The following is an 18,664-nucleotide window of genomic DNA, read 5'->3' on the forward strand; positions in this document are numbered from 1 at the left end:
CAGTTTTAGCTTTATATGCCTAACGGCACGCTACGCTATCAGCAAGCCCTAAATACACAACTGGTTTTTCTGTTCCCTGTTCCCTGTTCCCTCTCCAAAATAAAATATCCCACCACTAATATCTTCCTGATCTAGTGGGGGGATGAAAGAAATTTGATTTAAAAGTCGTCAATCAACAGAAAAACAATTAAAAAGCTACTTTTTCTCTAAAAATCATCAAGAAACTGACTAAGACGGCTAATTACCGGATCAACCTCTTCCAGAGGAGGTTCAGGACTATAAGTAGAATTACCAACTACTTCTGCCGTTGCCACCGATGAAATTGGAGTCTGGGAGAATTGTCGTTCACCCAAAATCAGCGCCAATTGTGCTACTTGTTGACTCAGTTGCAGCATTTGACTTTCCATCAACTGCAAACGATTAGACTCCTTAGCAAAAAAACGTTCTTCAAAACCAGCTACCTGACGTTTTAGGTCATTGATTTGTTGTTCAACTGTCGTCATATCTACTGCTTTAAGATCCCGTTGTCCAGATTCCGGTACACAGAGAGCTTGCCACAAAGCCTCCTTACAGAGGTCACTAAAAGTTTTTTCTGGCTTCGCTTCCAAATAACCTTCTACCTGCACCAACAAACTCTCATCAGCAATTTCTGGTTCAAAGGTGACCGATTTAACTACTTTCTTTTTTGACCATTGGAACATCAGTTTTATTACCTAGCAGCGCGAACAGCCGACAATTGCGCCTCTCCATAAATATACTGCCCTAAAGCATTAGCTTGTCGGGAAGGTGCAGCCAGATGGGAATTAATTTTAGCTTCTCTAAGCAGACGTTGTACATCTTCCCAGAAAAATTCGCCACCACCACCAGTAATAATCACATCAGTTACACGCTCTGGCAACCAAGCCAACACGCGAGAACAAATATCCCGTGAAAACATCTCCGTCAAGTTAGGCAGAAAATCATCTAAATTGGTAGGCTTACTAGCACCTTTTGGACGATAAAAGCGATCGCCCTTGGGCTTATTAACAGCAGAAATCAATGCTAAAGACTGACTATCTGCCCCATCAATTTCCGCAGCTACCATTTCATAAAACTTGCTCATCCCAAAGTCTTCACTCTTAGAAGCACCTCTGGCAAAACGGAAGTTATCCACCATGATCATATCAATGGTTTGATGACCAATATCCACAATCCCCACCGATATTTTCGTAAAATCGGGAACTGTAGTTGCTTTATTCGGTTGAGTTTCTGACCACAGAAGACTACCGTAGCCTTCTGGCATCACCCAAACCTTAGTGATGTTCAAAGATAAAGATTCACCACGGAAATTTAATACATGGGGTCCAGTTACTAAGCTGGTCAACTGTGCTTTTTCCTTTTCAAATTGTTCTAAAGAAAGGAAAGGTAGACCCAAAACAACAGCAATCTCATCTTTGAGTTTAAAGTAGCCAGCGCTCGCCAACACTTTAACTAAGGCATCCTCTACTTTAGATTGGCCTACGCCTAAATTTGCCCCAAAGTCAGCCGCTATTTGACCTACCGCATAGCCACTACCTTGATACTCCAACCACAAATCCATTAAAGGGTCGGTGGCTTTGGCCTCAAAAACACCCCCACGAATTTGCTCAATAGACATATGCTTCACATTGGCAGGAATAAACACCACACTATTGGGTTCACGTCCTACACAAGTTTTTGTGGAAGTTCTGCCTAAATCAACACTGAGAATAGTTTTTCCGCTCGTATTCACCGTCGGTGTACGAACTGCGTTCATGGGTGTGGCTGCTGATGTGCGATTCATCGGAATAGCAGCCGCATTCATCGGATTGGCAACGGGTGGTTGGTCTGTCATGAAAGCTCCTAATGCTAACTTAACCTTAAAAAGTTATCATGCCCATCTTACAAAAATGCGAGCTACAAAAAATTTTAGGTTATGTCAAGTGTAGCTAGAAATACGTCTTTAGTGATGCTAGTCCATTGTAAATCTAGAATTATTTGACATATTGTAGGCAATTTTAGCAAATTACGTGTTCTTTGTAACTAAAATTTATTTTTGTTTGTTTACTTGAGGAAGAGGAAAAGGGAAAATCAAATATTTTTCCCATTTCCGCAGTCCTTAAACTACAGCAGATTGCAGAGCAATGAGGCTTCGCCGTGAGCATCAGACGATAGCGTAGCGTGGCGTTAGCCATACGGTACAGAATCAAAATTCAAACCTAGACAACAAGCCAGTTTTACTCCTGACTCCTGACTCCTGACTCCTGCTGTATTAAACTGTCTGGGTTAAAGATTGTACCCTCGATTCCGATTGCCAATCCAATGGATTCCAGACCCGATCTTCCAAAGCCATCTGTTCAATTAAACTTGCTAATCTTAGAGCCTTTAGAGCTTGTTCACCGCCAACTGAAGGCTGATTTCCACCATGCACACAGTTAATAAAATGCTCTAGTTCTGCGCTTAACGGTTGAACGTTACTTGTATAGACCTTTTCGATTAAACCATCTTGCCTGTAAAGTGCTTGTCGATGGTCTAACAGAGGATTGACAGAGGTTTGTCGATGAATCAAAATCTCATTTCTGAGAAAATCAGCCTCAGTAAACGAATTTTTGCAATGGGCTACAATCCGGCGGATCTTGCGGTGAGTGACTTTACTGGCCGTTAAATTGGCGACAATGCCATTGGCGAAACCCAAGGTGGCAGTCACATAATCTAAATAACCTGAATCTAAGGCACGAGTACCACTAGCAGTCAATTTCACTACAGGAGAGGCAGCTAATTCTAGAAGTAGGTCAATGTCATGGATCATTAAATCCAGTACCACAGAAACATCATTCGCTCTAGCCGAATAAGGACTCATGCGGTGAGATTCTAGGGCTAATAATTCCTCAGTTTTCAGAACTTGGCTGAGTTCCCTAAATGCTGGATTAAATCTCTCAATGTGTCCTACTTGCAAAATACACTGAGACTCTGCTGCTGCATTCACAAGAGATTCGGCCTCGGAAATACTAGCAGCAATCGGTTTTTCAATCAAAACATGAATCCCCGCTAACAGACAGTTGATGCCAACGGCATAATGTAAGCGGGTGGGTACAGCAATACAAACTGCTTCTACATGGGGTAGTAGATCACAGTAATCTTCAAAAAAACGTACCTTGTATTTACTGGCTGTTTCTAACCCACGCTCAATGTTAATGTCTGACACGCCCACCAGTTCAACATCTTTCATGGAACTGAGGACGCGGGTATGATGTTGCCCCATGTTACCAACGCCAATCACGCCTACGCGGATTGGTCGTGGCTGATTGCGCTGTGTATATAGATTTGGTTCTGCCACTGATATGCTATCTTGCACTATTGTTCTCTCCTCAACCACCAAATTTAGAGACGCTACGGCCGTTGGCTTTTATACTTAAACGCCAAATTCAATCCGTCTAAAACCATCCAGATGTTAACATAGTGGTTCTGTTTATGAAGAATTTCAAAGTTTCTAATCAGTTCCCACTATCTGGCTGTCTTTTAAATACACGGTTCTCAATAGCTGTTGTTTGTCAAGTCTACAGAGTAAAACTTAATAATTTTACAGTTAACTCTACAAATTCAGCATTTCCTAAGTAAAAATTCTTAGGGGGTAGTTAAGTAAGTAATTAATGGACGGGATAACTACCCAATTTTTGCCCGCCCCATAGCTGAAATCATTTTTTCATAATTATTTAATTTTTTTGGTTGCATTTGTTGATTGTGCCACCTTTTGGGAAAAACTGGACAGTGGTGTTGGGGAATTTGGGGAGATATGGCAGTTATGAGGTATGCTAAAATAATGTTGATACAGGTCTATTACAAGTATATTATAGAATGGCTAGGAGTCAGGAGTCAGGAGTCAGGAGTCAGGAGTCAGGAGTCAGGAGTCAGGAGTCAGAAGGAGAGTTAAAACACTTACTTTTCAAGCATCCTCTGATAAAAGCCTAAGTTGGATTTGGTTCAAGCGGGGTCCTGTAACTGAGACTACGGTAAATTCAATATTTTGATAACAGAAGATTTCGCCTTTAGCTGGAATTTTTTGCCACTGATAGAGTAAAAAGCCTCCCAAGGTTTGATATTCCCTCATTAAGGGTAAGTGGATATGTAAAACTTCGTTGACTTCTTCTAAGTTGATTTGAGCTTGTACTAAAAATGTTTGCTGGTCTAACATTTGAATTAGTAAGTCATCGCTGTTTTCTGATTCACCTACATTACCGATTATTTCGGCAATTACATCTTTAATGGTAACAAGTCCTACTGTACCCCCAAATTCATTAACGACTATGACCATGGCTGGCTTTTCTTGCTGCATCATTGGCAATAATTCGCTCAGGGGGGTCTGTTCTGGGATAAACTGCACTGGACGCATCCAAGTTTGGATTTGTGTCTCTAAGCTCAATTTACCCACGGCTAGGGGTGCAGCTAAATCTTTGAAGTAAACAATGCCACGAATGTCGTCTAGAGACTCACCAATGACCGGATAGCGGGAATGTCCAGTGGATGTCATTTCCTCAAGTAAGGTCTGAAAAGTGGCATTTTCTGATAAAACGACAATGCTGGTACGGGGAATCATCACATCTTGGGCTGTTACGTCTCCAAATTCAAAGACGTTATTGAGCAGTTGACGTTCTGCCATTTGTAACCCACTCGATTCTTGTTCTGTGGAGATAATTAATTGCAATTCTTCTGGGGTGACAGGTGGCCTCCAGCTTTGTCCTGTGTATTCAATGCCAAATAATCGCAACAGGTAACGGGTTGATTGGTTAAGTATCCAGATGAAGGGACTAAAAAAACGAACGATCGCTCTGACTGAAGGACCCAAAAACCGTGCTAACTTTTCTGGATAGAGCATAGCGACGGATTTGGGACATAATTCGCCTAAAACTATTTGTAAATAGGCAATTAAGAAAAACGCCAAGGGGACTGACAAAGAATGCGCTAGGAAGTTAGTCACTCTAAATGGCAAAGGCCAGGATTTCAGCCATACATTTACGAGTATGACAATACTGCTTTCTCCAATCCAACCAAGTGCCAAACTAGAGAGGGTAATTCCTAACTGGGCTGTAGATAGCAGTCGATCAATACTACCTTGTAAAGTTTCGACAGCGATCGCTGGAATATCCCCAGCCTCAACTAGCTGATGAATCCTTGTCCGTCGCACTGTCACCATTGAAAATTCCGCCGTCACAAAAAAAGCATTAATCGCTATCAATATTAGTACCGATAACAATCGCAGCCCTACTTCTCTCCAATTTAAGCCAGAAAAACCACTCACTGTTAAAGCTCGTGTAAAACTTACGCACCCACTCTTTAATTTTGAATGGTATCAGGAAAAATGAGAAGAATCACCAATCACCTAATTATTTTTCTACAGGAATATCAGACACTTGTAACTTCAATTTCTGAGCCGGATAGTCTGTCAATGCCAGTGATATCTTTTTTACATCATCAAGTAAAGCTGTAGGAATACTCACTGTACCAGTAAATGTGGTGCTATTTCCCGGCAACTCTGCGGGTAGTCCTTCCGTAATGGCACTAAGAGTACGTCCTTTATCATCAGTGATATCTAAGAAACTATACAAAAATCGCACAGAATCAGCACCTTTGTTTTGCATTTTCACCTTGAGCAATAAATCTCCACCAGAGTACCGAACGGATTGTACGGACAGCATCACATCCTCACTTTCAGCCGTCACCGGAAATCCAGGTTGAAGAGTTTCTTCGATACTTTCCTGGGGTTTTTCTTTGGTTTTTGATTTATTGATGGTGTTCTCCTCTTGCTCATCCGTTAACTTTTTTTTATTGTTAGTTTTAGTTTTGCCCTCAATTCGTGACTTCACCGTTTTGAGAATTTCTTCCTCTCTTAAAAGGATTACTTCTCCCTGTTGGCTACTGGTTGTCTTGCTGCTGGCAAATTTGGTTGTCGGACGACCATCTGGCGCTGTGACACCTTTAAGAGCCGAACTTCCCAGACTAAAACCCAAAAACGCACTTACAGAACCCGCTCCCAACATCAGGGTTAACAAAATCAAGGTCAGGAGTACCGTGGAGTTTATTCTCATCGCCAAAAAGCTATTATAAAAGAATTTGGTCTGTTTAAAAGCATTGAAGCGTTTAAGATCAATCCTCAATTAGGACTTAATCAATATTACCCTGCTATATTTTTTCGTCAAATTAACCATGGAAATTTAATAATTTATTCCAGGACTGTTCAAAACTCATAAACTTATGCTAATATAAAAACTGTATTTTTAGGGCAATGAATAAAAAATAAATTTAGTACATTCCCAAATCTACAAAACAAGCGCCTTTGGCCGATTGGGGAGGCAACGAACTCATAATTCGTCTTCAGGCTGGTTCGATTCCAGCAGGGCGCACTAAATCAGCGGATGTGATTGTGCATTTTCTACCAGGGCTTAAAACCCTACCCGGAGAATCAAACAACTAAGCCGTGTTGGGTATAACCAATAGACATCTCCAGAAACTAAGTATGCGTGACCTAAAACCCCTGTAGAGAGTCTCTACAATCTTTACCAGATATGTCTAATGGATAAATCCGGGGGGCTGGTGCATCCAGAAATTATTGGTTTTTAGGTAATTGATTAATGGCTACTAGGTAAAAGGAGAGACTCTTACCTAGTTTTGTTTCCGTCTCCAATCAAGCAATCAAACAGATAGCTGTAATTAGCAGTCTGATTAAGGTTGTATAATTTCAAAGCGATATTCAGTGCCAATTTTCAGCTTATTGGCATTATATCGGGGAGACATCAGTAATGAAGAGTCGTAAGGATTTGGTAAATCTGGACTACGAAGATAGGGATCATTGGTTGTTTGCTGGGCTAGAACATCACGATATACTGTGTTAATCAACTCAGCATCTTTAGCAATTTCATTGTCAGTGAAAGTAGTTTGAAATTTTGATCCAGGTCCAAATAAAGAGTCTATCTGACGCTGTAAACCATTATTGTCGTAAAAATTGCGATCGTGGCGAAAGTAGGCTCGCTCAAAGACTTCATTTGTGGTTTGATAATCAGGTGTTTTTGTGTCGGCAGATGCAATGGAAGGAAACAACGTACTTGTAGCTAACAATGCCAGAAAGCCACTGATGGCTTTTAAATTTATATTCATATTGACTGCTCCTCAAATTTTGGGCGAAACTTAACTTATGCTTAATCTCAGAACTCTTTTGAGTTTAACTATTGGTGTATCATAATTTTCAACGGTTTGTAATGACTTATTCTACTGAAACTCTTAGCCACTCAAATATTTTGGCTGCTACTACTGATTTAACTACCCTGCGTCAGTGTTTACTAGACTTATTTTGCCAACTGGCTTATCAAGAAGGTGATTTTGTTCTATCTTCTGGACAACGTAGTTCTTATTATATTAACGGTAAACAGGTAACACTTCATCCCCAAGGTGCTGTGGCTGTGGGGAGATTACTGTTACCGCTATTACCTGTAGATACTCAAGCTGTAGCGGGTTTAACTTTGGGGGCTGACCCAATTGTAAGTGCAGTAAGTGTTGTTTCTGTTTATGAAAATCGTCCTTTACCAGCTTTGATTATTCGCAAAGAAACTAAAGGTCATGGGACAATGGCTTATATTGAGGGTCCAACTTTGCCAGAGGGTGCAAAGGTAGTGGTTTTGGAAGATGTTGTGACAACTGGAAAATCTGCACTCAAGGCTGTTGAGCGTTTACAAGCTGCGGGTTATACTGTTGATAGGGTAATTTCTCTCATTGATAGACTGCAAGGGGGAGCAGAGTTATATCAATCAGTTGGGTTGCACTTTGAGGCATTGTTTAAGATTACGGATCTTCAAAAACGTTACAGAGAATTGACACTCTAACCCACAGGATTAGTTTAATTTAATTCTCACTCCCATTATCCCACGTCTAAAGGCGCTGGGTTTTACACTTACTAAGGAACGCAAATTTAATAACCTGCAATTCTGATTTAACCTGGAATGGTGCGTTACGCTGTCGCTAACACACCCTACTTTTGCACTTTATTTAATTCATATTCCTAAGCAGGTAATGAGACAAAATTAATTACTCACCTGATTTTTCTGTTCCCCCTTACCGATTGGTCATTTATACTCGTAACGGTTGAAATTTGAACTTTTACAAAATTACGAAAAACCTGGATATGTGGGGTTTAGCGATGCTCAAACCCTTACTGTATAATCAAACTATTAAACCATTTTGACTATAACAAGTACAGTAAAGCCATAAAATTGAAAAATCATAAATTAAACTATGCTGCAATTTATCGGTACTAAAAATTATAAAAATTTGTCTTTACTTCCGCCAGTAGAGTTAAATAATCTGAATATTTTTATAGGTTCTAATGGTTCAGGTAAAAGCAATTATATCAGTTGCTTAAAATTTTTAAGAGATTGTTTAACTACGATTCCCGATGAAAGTCGTGGTGTCACCAGCTTTGAGGACGCAGTTAGCAAATTAGGAGCAGATAGAATTTTAGATAATAGTGTTAAAAGTCCTGCCCGTGTTAATTTTGAATATTGTTTTTCTCAAAATTTATCACCAGGAGAACCGTGTGATGACAAGTTTAGCACAATGCTGACTTTAACTCTTTTTGTAGATAGAAAGAAAAATAAAGTAATTATTTCGCGAGAATTTTTATTTGGTGGACAAAATTTAAATGAAATGGATCCGGGTCCATCACCTTTTTATTATTATAAATTTCATGATATAGAAATAGGTAAAGGGGCTGCATCAGTTTTTGATAATCCTAGACAAAATTCAATAATACACCTTAAACCATTAGATAATATACCCACTAATTCTTTAGGTTTGACGACACTTCCGAAATTGCTTGAATATAGCAAATATTCACCTGAAAGCACACCTGCCTATAAAAGGAGACGAGATTTAGTAGATTTTATTTCCCAATGGCAATTTTATAATGCCAATAATATGGACTTAAATCAAATTAGAACCTCAGAACCCAAAATAGGAGGAAGTGATATTTATTTATCTACATCTGGTGATAACTTAGCGTTAGTTTTAGAGAATTTAATTCAGCAAGATATCGACTTTGAAGATAGCATTAATCAAGCAATGAAGTCGATTTTACCTAAAACTCGTCGTATTCGTCCTATTCGTTCTGGTCGTTTATCATTAACCGTAGAATGGTATTTTGAAGATATTAAAGAACCATTTTATTTGAGTGATATGTCAGATGGAACAGTAAGAATGTTATGCTGGGCAACTATATTACATTCTCCTGTACTTCCTTCATTGCTAGTTATTGATGAACCAGAATTAGGTTTACACGTTTCATGGATGCGGATCTTAGCTGAATGGATTAAACAAGCATCCAGAAAAACTCAAATAATAGTTACTACACACAGTCCCGATCTTTTAGATCATTTCACAGATTGTTTAGAAAATGTTTATTGTTTTTATTCTGAAGATCAAACTCATTTTACCATGAAAACACTTTCCAAAGAAATGCTTAGTCCAAGTTTAGAGGAAGGATGGGAATTAGGTGATTTATACCGTGTTGGTGATCCTAATGTTGGAGGTTGGCCGTGGTAGTATGGGTTTTTGCCGGTGGTGGTGAGTCAGAAGTTGCAGGACTAATTCCTTTTTTACAAAAAAACTTTCCTGGTTGTAAATTTGAACGTAAAACACCAGTTAAAATGAAACCAGGTTCTAAACCTGATAAGAAGAAGAGTTATGGTAAAACAGGTAAAAGCTTAATTACAGAAATTAGTGAAAAACTACCTATTTCTCTACAACACGAATTAAGTAAATGTGATTTAATTTTAGTTTTTGATGATTTAGATTGTCGAGATACAATTTTACAGAAACAAGCATTTTTAGACGCAATTTCAAAAATACCAGAATGCGCGGATATTAAGCAGTTTATAGTTTTTGCTGCACCTGAATTAGAATCTTGGATTATTGCTGATTGGAATAATACAATAGCTAAACATCCACATTTTAAAGGTAATAGAGAAAAACGAATGCGTTATTGGTTGAGTAAAGAAAAAAATGTTAATTTTGATAAACCAGAATTATTTAGTGAATACGATACAGAAAAAGACGCTTGTAGAGAAAAGTTATCGAAAATGCTAGTTGAATCAAGTGAACAAGATGAAGATGATCGGAATAAATCACGCTATTCTAAAGGATCGCATACTCCTTTATTCTTGCGAGAAATAGATCCTAAAGAAGTTCAAAAGAAATGTCCTTTATTTCGTGAATTTTATTTGGATCTCTATAATTTCTGTCGTGCTTCTTAAAGCTGCTGATAACCAAATATTAGAAAATTGTAGGTTGGGTTAAGCAATAGCGCAACTCAACAAAATCCCGAAAATGTTGGGTTTCCTTACGTCAACCCAACCTGCACAATAGACCTCTTGGAAAAGTCGTGATTTTCAAATTCTTCTTTGCGTCTTTGCGCCTTTGCGTGAGCTTTTCAAGAATATTTTTGGCGACACCAAAGTATTTATGCAAGAGGTCTAATTTAAGGTTTTTTGGATCTAACTGAACTGTATTGTTATATAATAGGTTTTCTGCAAAATTCGTTATTTTCGTGTTCTTATTTGTGCCTTGAGGTGAAATAAAAAATATTGATGTAAGAGATGTAATCTCTAATTAGACAATTAGCATCGGAAATTTGGAGGATTCCCAGGGTGAGTGATGGTGAAAAGATAGATTCTCAGGATTTTTTCTGGCCTTTCTGGCCTGTTGTGCCAATTTATCCCTACGCTAGACGACGAACAATTTGCAAAGAAGTTATTAAAGACACCATTTGGACTTTTGAGCAGATTCAGGGCATTTTTTACGTTGTTGTGCCGATTCGCATGACTGTGGTGAAGCTAGAGGCAGGTGGTTTACTAATTTATGCTCCCGTTGCACCGACAAAAGAGTGTATTCGGTTGGTGAATGAGTTGGTGGGAGAACACGGTGAAGTTAAGTATATTATCTTGCCCACTATCTCTGGATTAGAACACAAAGTTTTTGTTGGACCCTTTGCCAGATGTTTTCCCTCGGCTTTGGTGTTTGTTACACCTAACCAATGGAGTTTTCCTGTAAATTTGCCTCTGAGTTGGTTGGGATTACCTGCTAAACGCACTCAAGTAATGCCCGAAGATAGTAGTCAAACGCCCTTTGGTAATGAGTTTGATTATAGGATGCTGGGATCGATCGCACTTGGTCTTGGTCGGTTTGCTGAGGCTGTATTTTTCCATAGGCGATCGCACACTTTACTGGTAACAGATTGTCTTGTTTCTATCCCAGAAGACCCACCAGCGATCGCTCAACTTGACCCCTACCCACTACTATATCACGCTAAAGATCAAGCATCTGATGTGATCACCGATAATCAAATCAATCGTCGCAAAGGATGGCAACGCATCACTTTATTTGCTTTATATTTTCAACCCAGTGTCTTAAAAATTCCTAAATTCAGTCAACTATTGCATGATGCCCAAAAATCCCCAGACCGTTCAATAAAAAACTACTTTGGTTTTTACCCCTTTCAATGGGATAATGATTGGCAAAGATCCTTTGATGCTTTACGAGGAAATGGACGTTTATTAGTTGCCCCAATTTTACAAAGTTTAATTCTCAACCGCGCCCCAAAAGAAACAATAAAATGGGCTGATCAAGTTACCAGTTGGGACTTCCAATGGATTATTCCCTGTCATTTTGACGCACCAATTAAAGCAACACCGCAACAATTTCGTCAAGCATTTTCTTTTTTAGAAAAATATCCTATTACCAGTGCAGGTTTATTTAATAGTAACTCTTATCCTTTACCCCAGGAAGATTTTAAACTATTAAACTCTATTGATATCACATTGAATAAAATTGGCATTGTTCCACCTGCCCAAGAAAAAATTTAGCAGATTTACCAAAGGCTTTTGAATTATGACACTTAAACGTTTTATTATCGAAATGGGCATGGGTATAGACCAGCACGGACAAGAACCGACAGTAGCAGCGGCCAGGGCAGTGAGAAATGCGATCGCTCACAATGCCTTACTTGGTATCATGGAAATAGCTGCTAAAGATCCCAACGAGATGATTATTGAGGTGAAAATAGCAGTACCCTACCCCGAACAAGTGCGAGAAGCCGAAGTCTTAGCTGTACTTCCCTTTGGTCGCAAAACTCTTATCGTCGAATCTGGGGGAATGATAGTTGATGGGTTAGCTATTCCCTCCCTGAATGATAAAAATGACGAAATGTTAATAGCTGTAGCTGCCGTTACAGTTTACTTAGATATGCCCTAAAAAAAATTCATAAAACCAGCATCAATAAGTTTGTACGCTAAACTTAAAGATAATGGGATCATCTCTGGCGGTAAATTCAATCAACCACCCATCTTCATCACCCCAGTGATATGTCTCAACAGCCTAAAAAATCAATCGAAATTCAGGAAATAATCGGACTCAAACCCCAACACTTTGCCGATTTAATCCGAGCCTCACAACTAATATTTGACCCCACTGCGGGGATGACCGGTAGAAATTTAAAGGTTAACTGGGAAGACTTTGGTGTTCCTGATGCAGTAGCAGACAACCTAAAAGAACTCGGTCAAGAGTATCAATACTCCTCTCCTCACATTCCCATTGAGGTGATTTGGAGCAAATTAACCACCGAATCACGGATTTGGTTTATTGAAAATAAGGATAAGTTGTGGCAGTTTGAAGAAATTTTCCCAGCCTTGGACGAAGACTAATAACAGAGAATATACACTTTAGAACTTACACAAGATTAAAGTATTCTCATCATTGCGAGGCTGGTGCAATCTCAAACCCTTATGTTTCGTATCCCGTGCGTAAATCCTGCACTTTATAGATAGAGTAGGATAATATCTCAATAATCACAGGCTTCTGAAGAAGACAACAACATCTAGTGCGATAGCGCAAGCGCTGTTTCTTGGATGCCCGGAGGGCTTTTGTCAGTTCGCTGATCTTAGTAGGTTGCGTTATATTTTAATTAACGCGCCTTGTTTTTTTGAAACTAATACAGTTTCTTAGTTAGACTAGAGTAAGTTTTTCTTCTCATTATAATTTTCAATTTAGGAGCAGCCATGCTAGACACATCAACTCTTGAGCAACGCTTGATAAACCTTGAACAAGTAGTTTTTGATCTCCAGCATAAATTTGACACTAAGCCCACTTCTGAAAACTGGTTGGAGAGACTCATAGGTTCAATTTCTGATGATGCAGCTTTTCTCAAAGCCCTAGAATATGGACGTGCTTTTCGGCAGTCTGACAAACCCATTGATGATAGTGGCAAATAATTGTGAAATATTTGCTAGATACAGATCACATCAGTTTTCTACAGCGTCGCTCTAGTTTAGAGTTTAGCCGATTAACTTTGAGGATGTCACAACACCCAATCACAGACTTTGTTTTATCGGTTATTAGTTTCCATGAGCAAGTAATTGGCGCTCATACCTTCATCAACCGCGCCCAGAACAATACCGATATGGCTCGTGGATATGCGCTATTGTTAGAAACTCTTAATGGTTTTGCAAATGCTCCAGTTTTACCATTTGATTCTCAGGCGATCGCCATATTTGATGAAATGCGGAAACAGAAAGTTCGTGTGGCTACAATGGATTTGAGAGTTGCAGCGATCGCTATTTCTAACAACTTGGTGCTACTTACCCGAAATACTGGTGACTTTAGCAAAGTTCCGAACTTAATAATCGAAGATTGGACAGTTTAGCATAGCGCAGGGCATCCCAAAAGGCGACGGATGTATGCTTGCTCCCCGTATCCTAGTTTTACAGCATTGATCGCGGCATATCGACGGCGATCTTAACCCGGAATAGAGTGGAGAATAATAGAATTAAATACTACGACTACCTTAAAAAAATCATGCTTAAAAAAATCTGGGTTACTAGAGTTTTGCTAACTTCTCTCTCGTTGATATTCGGGGTTATAGTTACCGATTTTAACAATGCTACTCTTGTTTTAGCAGAAAATCCACCAGAATCTTCTCAATTAGTTGATACAGAAACGATTACAATTAGTAAATCTGAATTTGGCATCAAAAAAGTTGATTCTCAAGGTAAAGTTAATTTTCTACCCACAAATAAAGTAGTATTGAAAGCCGGAGATAGCTATGGTTGGAGGATTCAACTGCAAAACCACAAACCTGTAGTGACATGGCGTGAAGTTTTAACTTTACCAAAAGCTCCAGAAACTTGGGCTACTCAGGAAAGTGATAATTTTTCTATATCACCTGATGGAACTACGGCCACATCAAAGCGTAAACAAACTCTTACAAATGGGATGATTGAGAATTTTTGGACAATTGCTCCCGGTGATCCTGTCGGTCAACATAAAATCGAAGTTTATATTGATCAACATTTAATAGGCACCTTTGAATTTGAAATAGTAGATCAAGTCGCTAGTTATTAATTTTCAGATATTTAGTAGTCTGTAGGGTGCGTCAGACAGAATAATTAGACTAAAACACTAATTTTAATATTCTGACGCACCTTATTTTATCTAACTAGCAACTTACGTTATTTGTTTTCGTTTTTTCTACGGTGCGTCAGACCCGATGATTTCACCACCATTAGCCATATTTCTCCATCTGACGCACCCTACTAACAAAGTTTTTTCTACGGTGCGTCAGACCCGATGATTTCACCACCATTAGCCATATTTCTCCATCTGACGCACCCTACTAACAAAGCTAGAAAATCAGCGTAAGTCCTAGATGTTGTTATTCCTCTAATTCCATATCTTCTTCCTCCTCTTCCTCGTCTTCACCAATTTTAGCTACAGAGTTAGCCGATACCACAGCACCTTTGTCTAACTTTTCTAGTACCAACTCTTTAATTTTTTCAGCAAAATCTGTCTTTTCTTCTAGATGTTTGATAGCGTTATCTCGACCTTGGGAAATATTATCGCCATTGTAGCTATACCAAGCACCTTTGCGGAGGAGAACGCCAGTTTCTTCTGCTATGTCAACTAGACAGCCTAAAGTAGAAATTCCCTTACCGAATATAATGTCAAATTCGGCGATTCTAAATGGAGGAGCTACTTTATTTTTAGCAACTTTGACTTTGACTCGATTACCAAATTCATCTGTACCTTTTTTTAAAGTTTGAATCCGGCGAATATCTAGACGGACTGAGGCATAAAACTTCAAGGCGTTACCGCCAGGTGTGGTTTCTGGACTACCGTAGGTAACACCGATTTTTTGCCGCAATTGGTTGATAAAAATGACTGTGCAGCCTGATTTACCAATGTTACCTGTGATTTTTCGTAATGCTTGACTCATTAACCGGGCTTGCAAACCAACGTGGGTATCACCCATATCGCCTTCTATTTCGGCACGGGGAACAAGTGCTGCTACGGAGTCAATTACAACGATATCGACTGCGGCAGAACGCACTAATTGATCAACAATTTCTAAAGCTGATTCTCCTGTGTCTGGCTGAGAAACAAGTAAGTTTTCGATATCTACACCCAATGCGGCTGCGTAAGTAGGATCAAGGGCGTGTTCAGCATCAACAAAGGCAGCAATACCGCCATTTCTCTGTACTTCGGCTAGGGCGTGAAGTGCTACTGTGGTTTTACCAGAACTTTCTGGACCATAGATTTCAATTACCCGTCCTTTGGGTAAACCGCCTCCCAATGCTAAATCCAGGGTAAGCGCACCGGTGGAAATTGTTTCTACACGCATCCTGGTAGCATCACCCAGGCGCATGATTGCTCCTTTCCCAAAGCTACGCTCAATCTGGGCGAGGACGATATTCAGTGCTTTTTGTTTGCCAGAAGTTTCGGTGTTAGTAGCCATTAGAGCCTCTAAATATAGGATTTATGAATTTTGGGTTGGGAAGTCAATTAGAACAGATATACTATTTTAACTGTAAAATCTGGAAATGTTGCTGCTCACAACAAAAGTTTGAAAAGATTGTAACGCGAACTCGCTCACTGATAGGGTAATGGCTGTCGGGGTTTTTGGCAAGATGTGATTTTTAAAACTTTATTGTACGCATCGTTATTAGGACTTACGCACAAGTTACGGAAAAACGAACCGCAGAGGCGCAGAGAACACAGAGAAATAAGAGTTTGAGCTATTTTTGCGTAAGTTCTATCCAATCTAGAATCGCTTTATTTACTTGTTCTGGTGATTCATCGTGGGGACAATGACCTACATCTTCTAAATAGAGTAATTCTAATTTTTCGTTGTAGCGAGCAAATTGAGTAGCTAAGGCTGGAGGGACAAATCGATCCTTTTTTCCCCAAATTAAAAGCATGGGAATTGTTAAATTTGGTAATATTTTTTTGACATTAGGACTAAAGTTTACGCCAATTGTCGCTTTGAATAGGGCGCTAAAAGCACGAGCCGAACCTCTATCTTGAGGAGGGCTGGCTAAAATCTCTACGAGTTCATCTGTAATGGCTGCTGGTGTGGCATAAGCAAGACTAGCCCAGCGTCGAATTACATTTGGTTGACGGACAAAATAAAATATGGGTTTCAAAATTAGCCCGGAAGCTACAATCTTTTTAATGCCTGTAACTAAAGGTTGTAAAAAGACGGGAATTGCTTCTTGTTCTAATGTTGGATCAGGTAAACTCATCATTACTATACCTTCTACCATATCTGGATGAGCAGAGGCAGCAACTAAGGAAATTAGAGAACCTATAGAATTACCTATTAATATTACTTTTTGACCAATAAATGTTTTCCAAAAATCATAAACTTGTTCTGCCCAAAGTTCTACACTATAGTTAATTGCGGCTTTTTGAGAAGCACCAAAGCCCAACATATCTAGTGCGTAAACTGTATGATGTTGTCCCAAAACTTCTAAATTGTGCCGCCAATGACCAATGGAAGCGCCAAAGCCATGTAGCAATATTAAGGGGGTTGTGTTTTGATGATTATGGTGAGGACGAATGTAGGTATAGTGAATTTGCCGACCCCGCCAAATCCAATCCCGTTGATTACCAATCCGTTGTTGCCAATTTACTACAGTGGTCATAATTTATTTTTATGCTTGATTTAACAAAATTAGCTCGACAAATGCAGGGTTTAAGTGAACATTTAACTTCAGAAGCTACTGCGAGTCGTCAGCGTTTGGAGTTGGCGCAACAACATTTACAGAGGGCTTATGAATGTCAACAAGAGTTAATAGATAATCAGGAAAAATGGCGCGATCGCATTCTCTTTGCTAATGCTACACCCATTGAACCCCTAGAAACCCGAATTACTATTCCTGTTCCCCCTAAAGTGCATACGGTTGTATCGACTGATGGCTCACAAATTGCCCCTAATCATCACGAAATTGCCTATTGTTATTTGCTCAATTTCGGGAGAGTAGTTTTACATTATGGTCAAAATCTGCACCCTTTACTAGATAGTTTACCAGAGGTATTTTATCGTCCTGAAGATTTATATGTGTCTCGAAAATGGGGAATTAGAACTGAGGAATGGATGAGTTATTGTCGCACATCTTCCGAAACAACGGTTTTGGCAGAGTTGGCTTGTAGTGTGAAATCAGATGTACCTATTTTGGCGATGGTAGATGGTTCGCTAATTTACTGGTTTTTGGAACAGTTACCGATGGATGCACGCGATCGCATTCTACCCCCAATTTTATCGGCTTGGGAACAAATGCGCGAAGCTAAAATCCCCATTATGGGTTATCTTAGCGCCTCTCGTAATGTGGAAGCGATGAACTTTTTAAGGTTGTTAGCCTGTCCGCACCCAGCCCCCGATTGTGTAACTCATTGTCCCAACCAATTAGAATATGTACCTTGTAAAATATTTGAATCTCTGCGAGATACATCTTTGTGGGTTAGTCAACTCCAACCGGGACAACGGGGACCCCTGTGGCGCAGTAATGCGAGAATTTTAGATTTATATGGAGAGCAAATTGTTTATTTTTGTTATGTTCACGTAGGGACAGAAATTGCCCGGATTGAGTTACCTGCTTGGGTTGTAGAAGATTCGACTATGTTTGATCATGCACTGGGATTAATGTTGGCACAGGTACAAAAAGGGTATGGTTATCCAGTAGCGATCGCTGAAGCCCATAATCAAGCTGTAGTCAAAGGTGGTGATAAAACCCGTTTCTTTGCCTTATTAGAAAGACAAATGATTAAAGCCGGGATCAAAAATGTCGGAACTTCCTACAAAGAAGCGAGAAAACGGGGCAGTATTGCTTAATTATTAGGGCAGGGGGCAGGGGGCAGGGGGCAGGGGACGCAGGGGAGGAATAAATCTTTTATTACCAATCACCAATCACCAATCACCAATCACCCATCACCAATCACCCATCACCAATCCCTAACTTTACTTCAACATTACCAGATTTAAGAGTTGCATCCCAACAGGTATTTTCAGCATCTTGCCAAAAGTGTAAATCTAAATGAGCGTTACCAATTTCGATATGACGAAGTTCGATTTCTGGCAACCATTCTGGTAGATGTGGATTAACATAAAGTAACTGATTTGGTGCGTCGGCTTGTAAACCTAACATCGCTTGTAAAAGATGAAAAACTGATGCGGCAGCCCATCCTTGGGGTACGTTGGCTTCTAGATAAGGAACAGGAAAAGCTCCCGGTTCGCGCTTAATTCCCGCAAATAATTCTGGTAAACGATCGCTTGCAAAACATTTTGCAGCATTAACCC

The 18,664-nt window shown here is 39.6% G+C and carries 18 protein-coding genes, 1 tRNA gene and 1 pseudogene; 11 read left to right on the forward strand and 9 right to left on the reverse strand.

Annotated elements, in window-relative coordinates; all coding sequences use genetic code 11:
- Window positions 1-206: 206 nt before the first annotated feature.
- The 5 genes from VB711_RS09740 to VB711_RS09760 all read right to left on the reverse strand — a co-directional run bounded on the left by VB711_RS09740 (window position 207) and on the right by VB711_RS09760 (window position 6,080).
- Entirely contained in the window at window positions 207-701 is a 495-nt protein-coding gene (locus VB711_RS09740) for a plasmid segregation centromere-binding protein ParR (protein ID WP_323285715.1), read from the reverse strand.
- Window positions 702-709: 8 nt separating this feature from the next.
- Complete coding sequence (locus VB711_RS09745) at window positions 710-1,852, reverse strand: ParM/StbA family protein (protein ID WP_323285716.1); 1,143 nt, start codon at window positions 1,850-1,852, stop codon at window positions 710-712.
- A 417-nt stretch (window positions 1,853-2,269) separates the two neighbouring features.
- A complete protein-coding gene (locus tag VB711_RS09750) occupies window positions 2,270-3,352 on the reverse strand; it encodes a Gfo/Idh/MocA family oxidoreductase (RefSeq protein ID WP_323285717.1) in 1,083 nt (360 codons plus the stop codon).
- 588 nt (window positions 3,353-3,940) lie between these two features.
- Window positions 3,941-5,293, reverse strand: coding sequence for a hemolysin family protein (locus tag VB711_RS09755; RefSeq protein WP_323285718.1), 1,353 nt, complete (start codon window positions 5,291-5,293; stop codon window positions 3,941-3,943).
- A gap of 85 nt (window positions 5,294-5,378) precedes the next feature.
- Entirely contained in the window at window positions 5,379-6,080 is a 702-nt protein-coding gene (locus tag VB711_RS09760) for a hypothetical protein (RefSeq protein WP_323285719.1), read from the reverse strand.
- Between the two features lie 242 nt (window positions 6,081-6,322).
- Here VB711_RS09760 and VB711_RS09765 point away from each other — a divergent pair.
- A tRNA-Ile gene (locus VB711_RS09765) sits at window positions 6,323-6,395 on the forward strand.
- A gap of 319 nt (window positions 6,396-6,714) precedes the next feature.
- On the opposite strand, the gene VB711_RS09770 is transcribed toward VB711_RS09765, so the two are convergent.
- Window positions 6,715-7,146: a hypothetical protein gene (locus VB711_RS09770; protein WP_323285720.1), complete on the reverse strand. Its 432-nt coding sequence runs from the start codon at window positions 7,144-7,146 to the stop codon at window positions 6,715-6,717.
- A 101-nt stretch (window positions 7,147-7,247) separates the two neighbouring features.
- Here VB711_RS09770 and pyrE point away from each other — a divergent pair, with 101 nt between their 5' ends.
- From pyrE to VB711_RS09815, 9 genes are all read left to right on the forward strand, one after another.
- Window positions 7,248-7,868, forward strand: coding sequence for an orotate phosphoribosyltransferase (gene pyrE / locus VB711_RS09775; RefSeq protein WP_323285721.1), 621 nt, complete (start codon window positions 7,248-7,250; stop codon window positions 7,866-7,868).
- Window positions 7,869-8,277: 409 nt separating this feature from the next.
- Window positions 8,278-9,582, forward strand: a complete 1,305-nt coding sequence (locus VB711_RS09780) for an AAA family ATPase (RefSeq protein ID WP_323285722.1) — start codon at window positions 8,278-8,280, stop codon at window positions 9,580-9,582.
- A complete protein-coding gene (locus tag VB711_RS09785) occupies window positions 9,576-10,292 on the forward strand; it encodes a DUF4276 family protein (RefSeq protein WP_323285723.1) in 717 nt (238 codons plus the stop codon). Before VB711_RS09780 ends, VB711_RS09785 begins: the two co-directional genes overlap by 7 nt.
- Window positions 10,293-10,685: 393 nt before the next feature.
- A complete protein-coding gene (locus VB711_RS09790) occupies window positions 10,686-11,900 on the forward strand; it encodes a DUF4336 domain-containing protein (protein WP_323285724.1) in 1,215 nt (404 codons plus the stop codon).
- Window positions 11,901-11,925: 25 nt separating this feature from the next.
- Window positions 11,926-12,288, forward strand: coding sequence for a Lin0512 family protein (locus tag VB711_RS09795; RefSeq protein WP_323285725.1), 363 nt, complete (start codon window positions 11,926-11,928; stop codon window positions 12,286-12,288).
- Window positions 12,289-12,398: 110 nt separating this feature from the next.
- The gene (locus VB711_RS09800; RefSeq protein WP_323285726.1) at window positions 12,399-12,737 is read left to right on the forward strand and encodes a hypothetical protein; all 339 of its coding nucleotides are present in this window, start codon (window positions 12,399-12,401) and stop codon (window positions 12,735-12,737) included.
- 354 nt (window positions 12,738-13,091) lie between these two features.
- Window positions 13,092-13,304 (forward strand): transferase hexapeptide repeat containing protein, encoded by a 213-nt coding sequence (locus VB711_RS09805; RefSeq protein ID WP_323285727.1) that lies wholly within the window; start codon window positions 13,092-13,094, stop codon window positions 13,302-13,304.
- A 2-nt stretch (window positions 13,305-13,306) separates the two neighbouring features.
- A complete protein-coding gene (locus VB711_RS09810; RefSeq protein WP_323285728.1) occupies window positions 13,307-13,735 on the forward strand; it encodes a type II toxin-antitoxin system VapC family toxin in 429 nt (142 codons plus the stop codon).
- Between the two features lie 152 nt (window positions 13,736-13,887).
- Window positions 13,888-14,433: a hypothetical protein gene (locus VB711_RS09815; RefSeq protein WP_323285729.1), complete on the forward strand. Its 546-nt coding sequence runs from the start codon at window positions 13,888-13,890 to the stop codon at window positions 14,431-14,433.
- Window positions 14,434-14,743: 310 nt separating this feature from the next.
- Here the strand turns inward: VB711_RS09815 and recA are convergent, their stop codons facing one another.
- Window positions 14,744-15,823: a recombinase RecA gene (gene recA, locus VB711_RS09820; RefSeq protein WP_323285730.1), complete on the reverse strand. Its 1,080-nt coding sequence runs from the start codon at window positions 15,821-15,823 to the stop codon at window positions 14,744-14,746.
- A 280-nt stretch (window positions 15,824-16,103) separates the two neighbouring features.
- Window positions 16,104-17,012, reverse strand: a complete 909-nt coding sequence (locus VB711_RS09825; RefSeq protein ID WP_323285731.1) for an alpha/beta fold hydrolase — start codon at window positions 17,010-17,012, stop codon at window positions 16,104-16,106.
- A gap of 11 nt (window positions 17,013-17,023) precedes the next feature.
- Between VB711_RS09825 and VB711_RS09830 the strand changes: the two genes are divergently transcribed.
- A complete protein-coding gene (locus VB711_RS09830) occupies window positions 17,024-18,199 on the forward strand; it encodes a DNA double-strand break repair nuclease NurA (protein WP_323285732.1) in 1,176 nt (391 codons plus the stop codon).
- Between the two features lie 103 nt (window positions 18,200-18,302).
- Here VB711_RS09830 and VB711_RS09835 read toward each other — a convergent pair.
- Window positions 18,303-18,664: pseudogene (locus VB711_RS09835) on the reverse strand (amylo-alpha-1,6-glucosidase); the annotation flags it as partial.

This window comes from Cronbergia sp. UHCC 0137, from assembly GCF_034932285.1.
GTDB lineage: Bacteria > Cyanobacteriota > Cyanobacteriia > Cyanobacteriales > Nostocaceae > Cronbergia.

Coding starts and splice junctions, on each gene's coding strand:
- VB711_RS09740 (WP_323285715.1), bottom strand. CDS start 701: ATGTTCCAATGGTCAAAAAAGAAAGTAGTTAAATCGGTCACCTTTGAA.
- VB711_RS09745 (WP_323285716.1), bottom strand. CDS start 1,852: ATGACAGACCAACCACCCGTTGCCAATCCGATGAATGCGGCTGCTATT.
- VB711_RS09760 (WP_323285719.1), bottom strand. CDS start 6,080: ATGAGAATAAACTCCACGGTACTCCTGACCTTGATTTTGTTAACCCTG.
- VB711_RS09770 (WP_323285720.1), bottom strand. CDS start 7,146: ATGAATATAAATTTAAAAGCCATCAGTGGCTTTCTGGCATTGTTAGCT.
- pyrE (WP_323285721.1), top strand. CDS start 7,248: ATGACTTATTCTACTGAAACTCTTAGCCACTCAAATATTTTGGCTGCT.
- VB711_RS09780 (WP_323285722.1), top strand. CDS start 8,278: ATGCTGCAATTTATCGGTACTAAAAATTATAAAAATTTGTCTTTACTT.
- VB711_RS09795 (WP_323285725.1), top strand. CDS start 11,926: ATGACACTTAAACGTTTTATTATCGAAATGGGCATGGGTATAGACCAG.
- VB711_RS09800 (WP_323285726.1), top strand. CDS start 12,399: ATGTCTCAACAGCCTAAAAAATCAATCGAAATTCAGGAAATAATCGGA.
- VB711_RS09805 (WP_323285727.1), top strand. CDS start 13,092: ATGCTAGACACATCAACTCTTGAGCAACGCTTGATAAACCTTGAACAA.
- VB711_RS09815 (WP_323285729.1), top strand. CDS start 13,888: ATGCTTAAAAAAATCTGGGTTACTAGAGTTTTGCTAACTTCTCTCTCG.
- recA (WP_323285730.1), bottom strand. CDS start 15,823: ATGGCTACTAACACCGAAACTTCTGGCAAACAAAAAGCACTGAATATC.
- VB711_RS09825 (WP_323285731.1), bottom strand. CDS start 17,012: ATGACCACTGTAGTAAATTGGCAACAACGGATTGGTAATCAACGGGAT.
- VB711_RS09830 (WP_323285732.1), top strand. CDS start 17,024: ATGCTTGATTTAACAAAATTAGCTCGACAAATGCAGGGTTTAAGTGAA.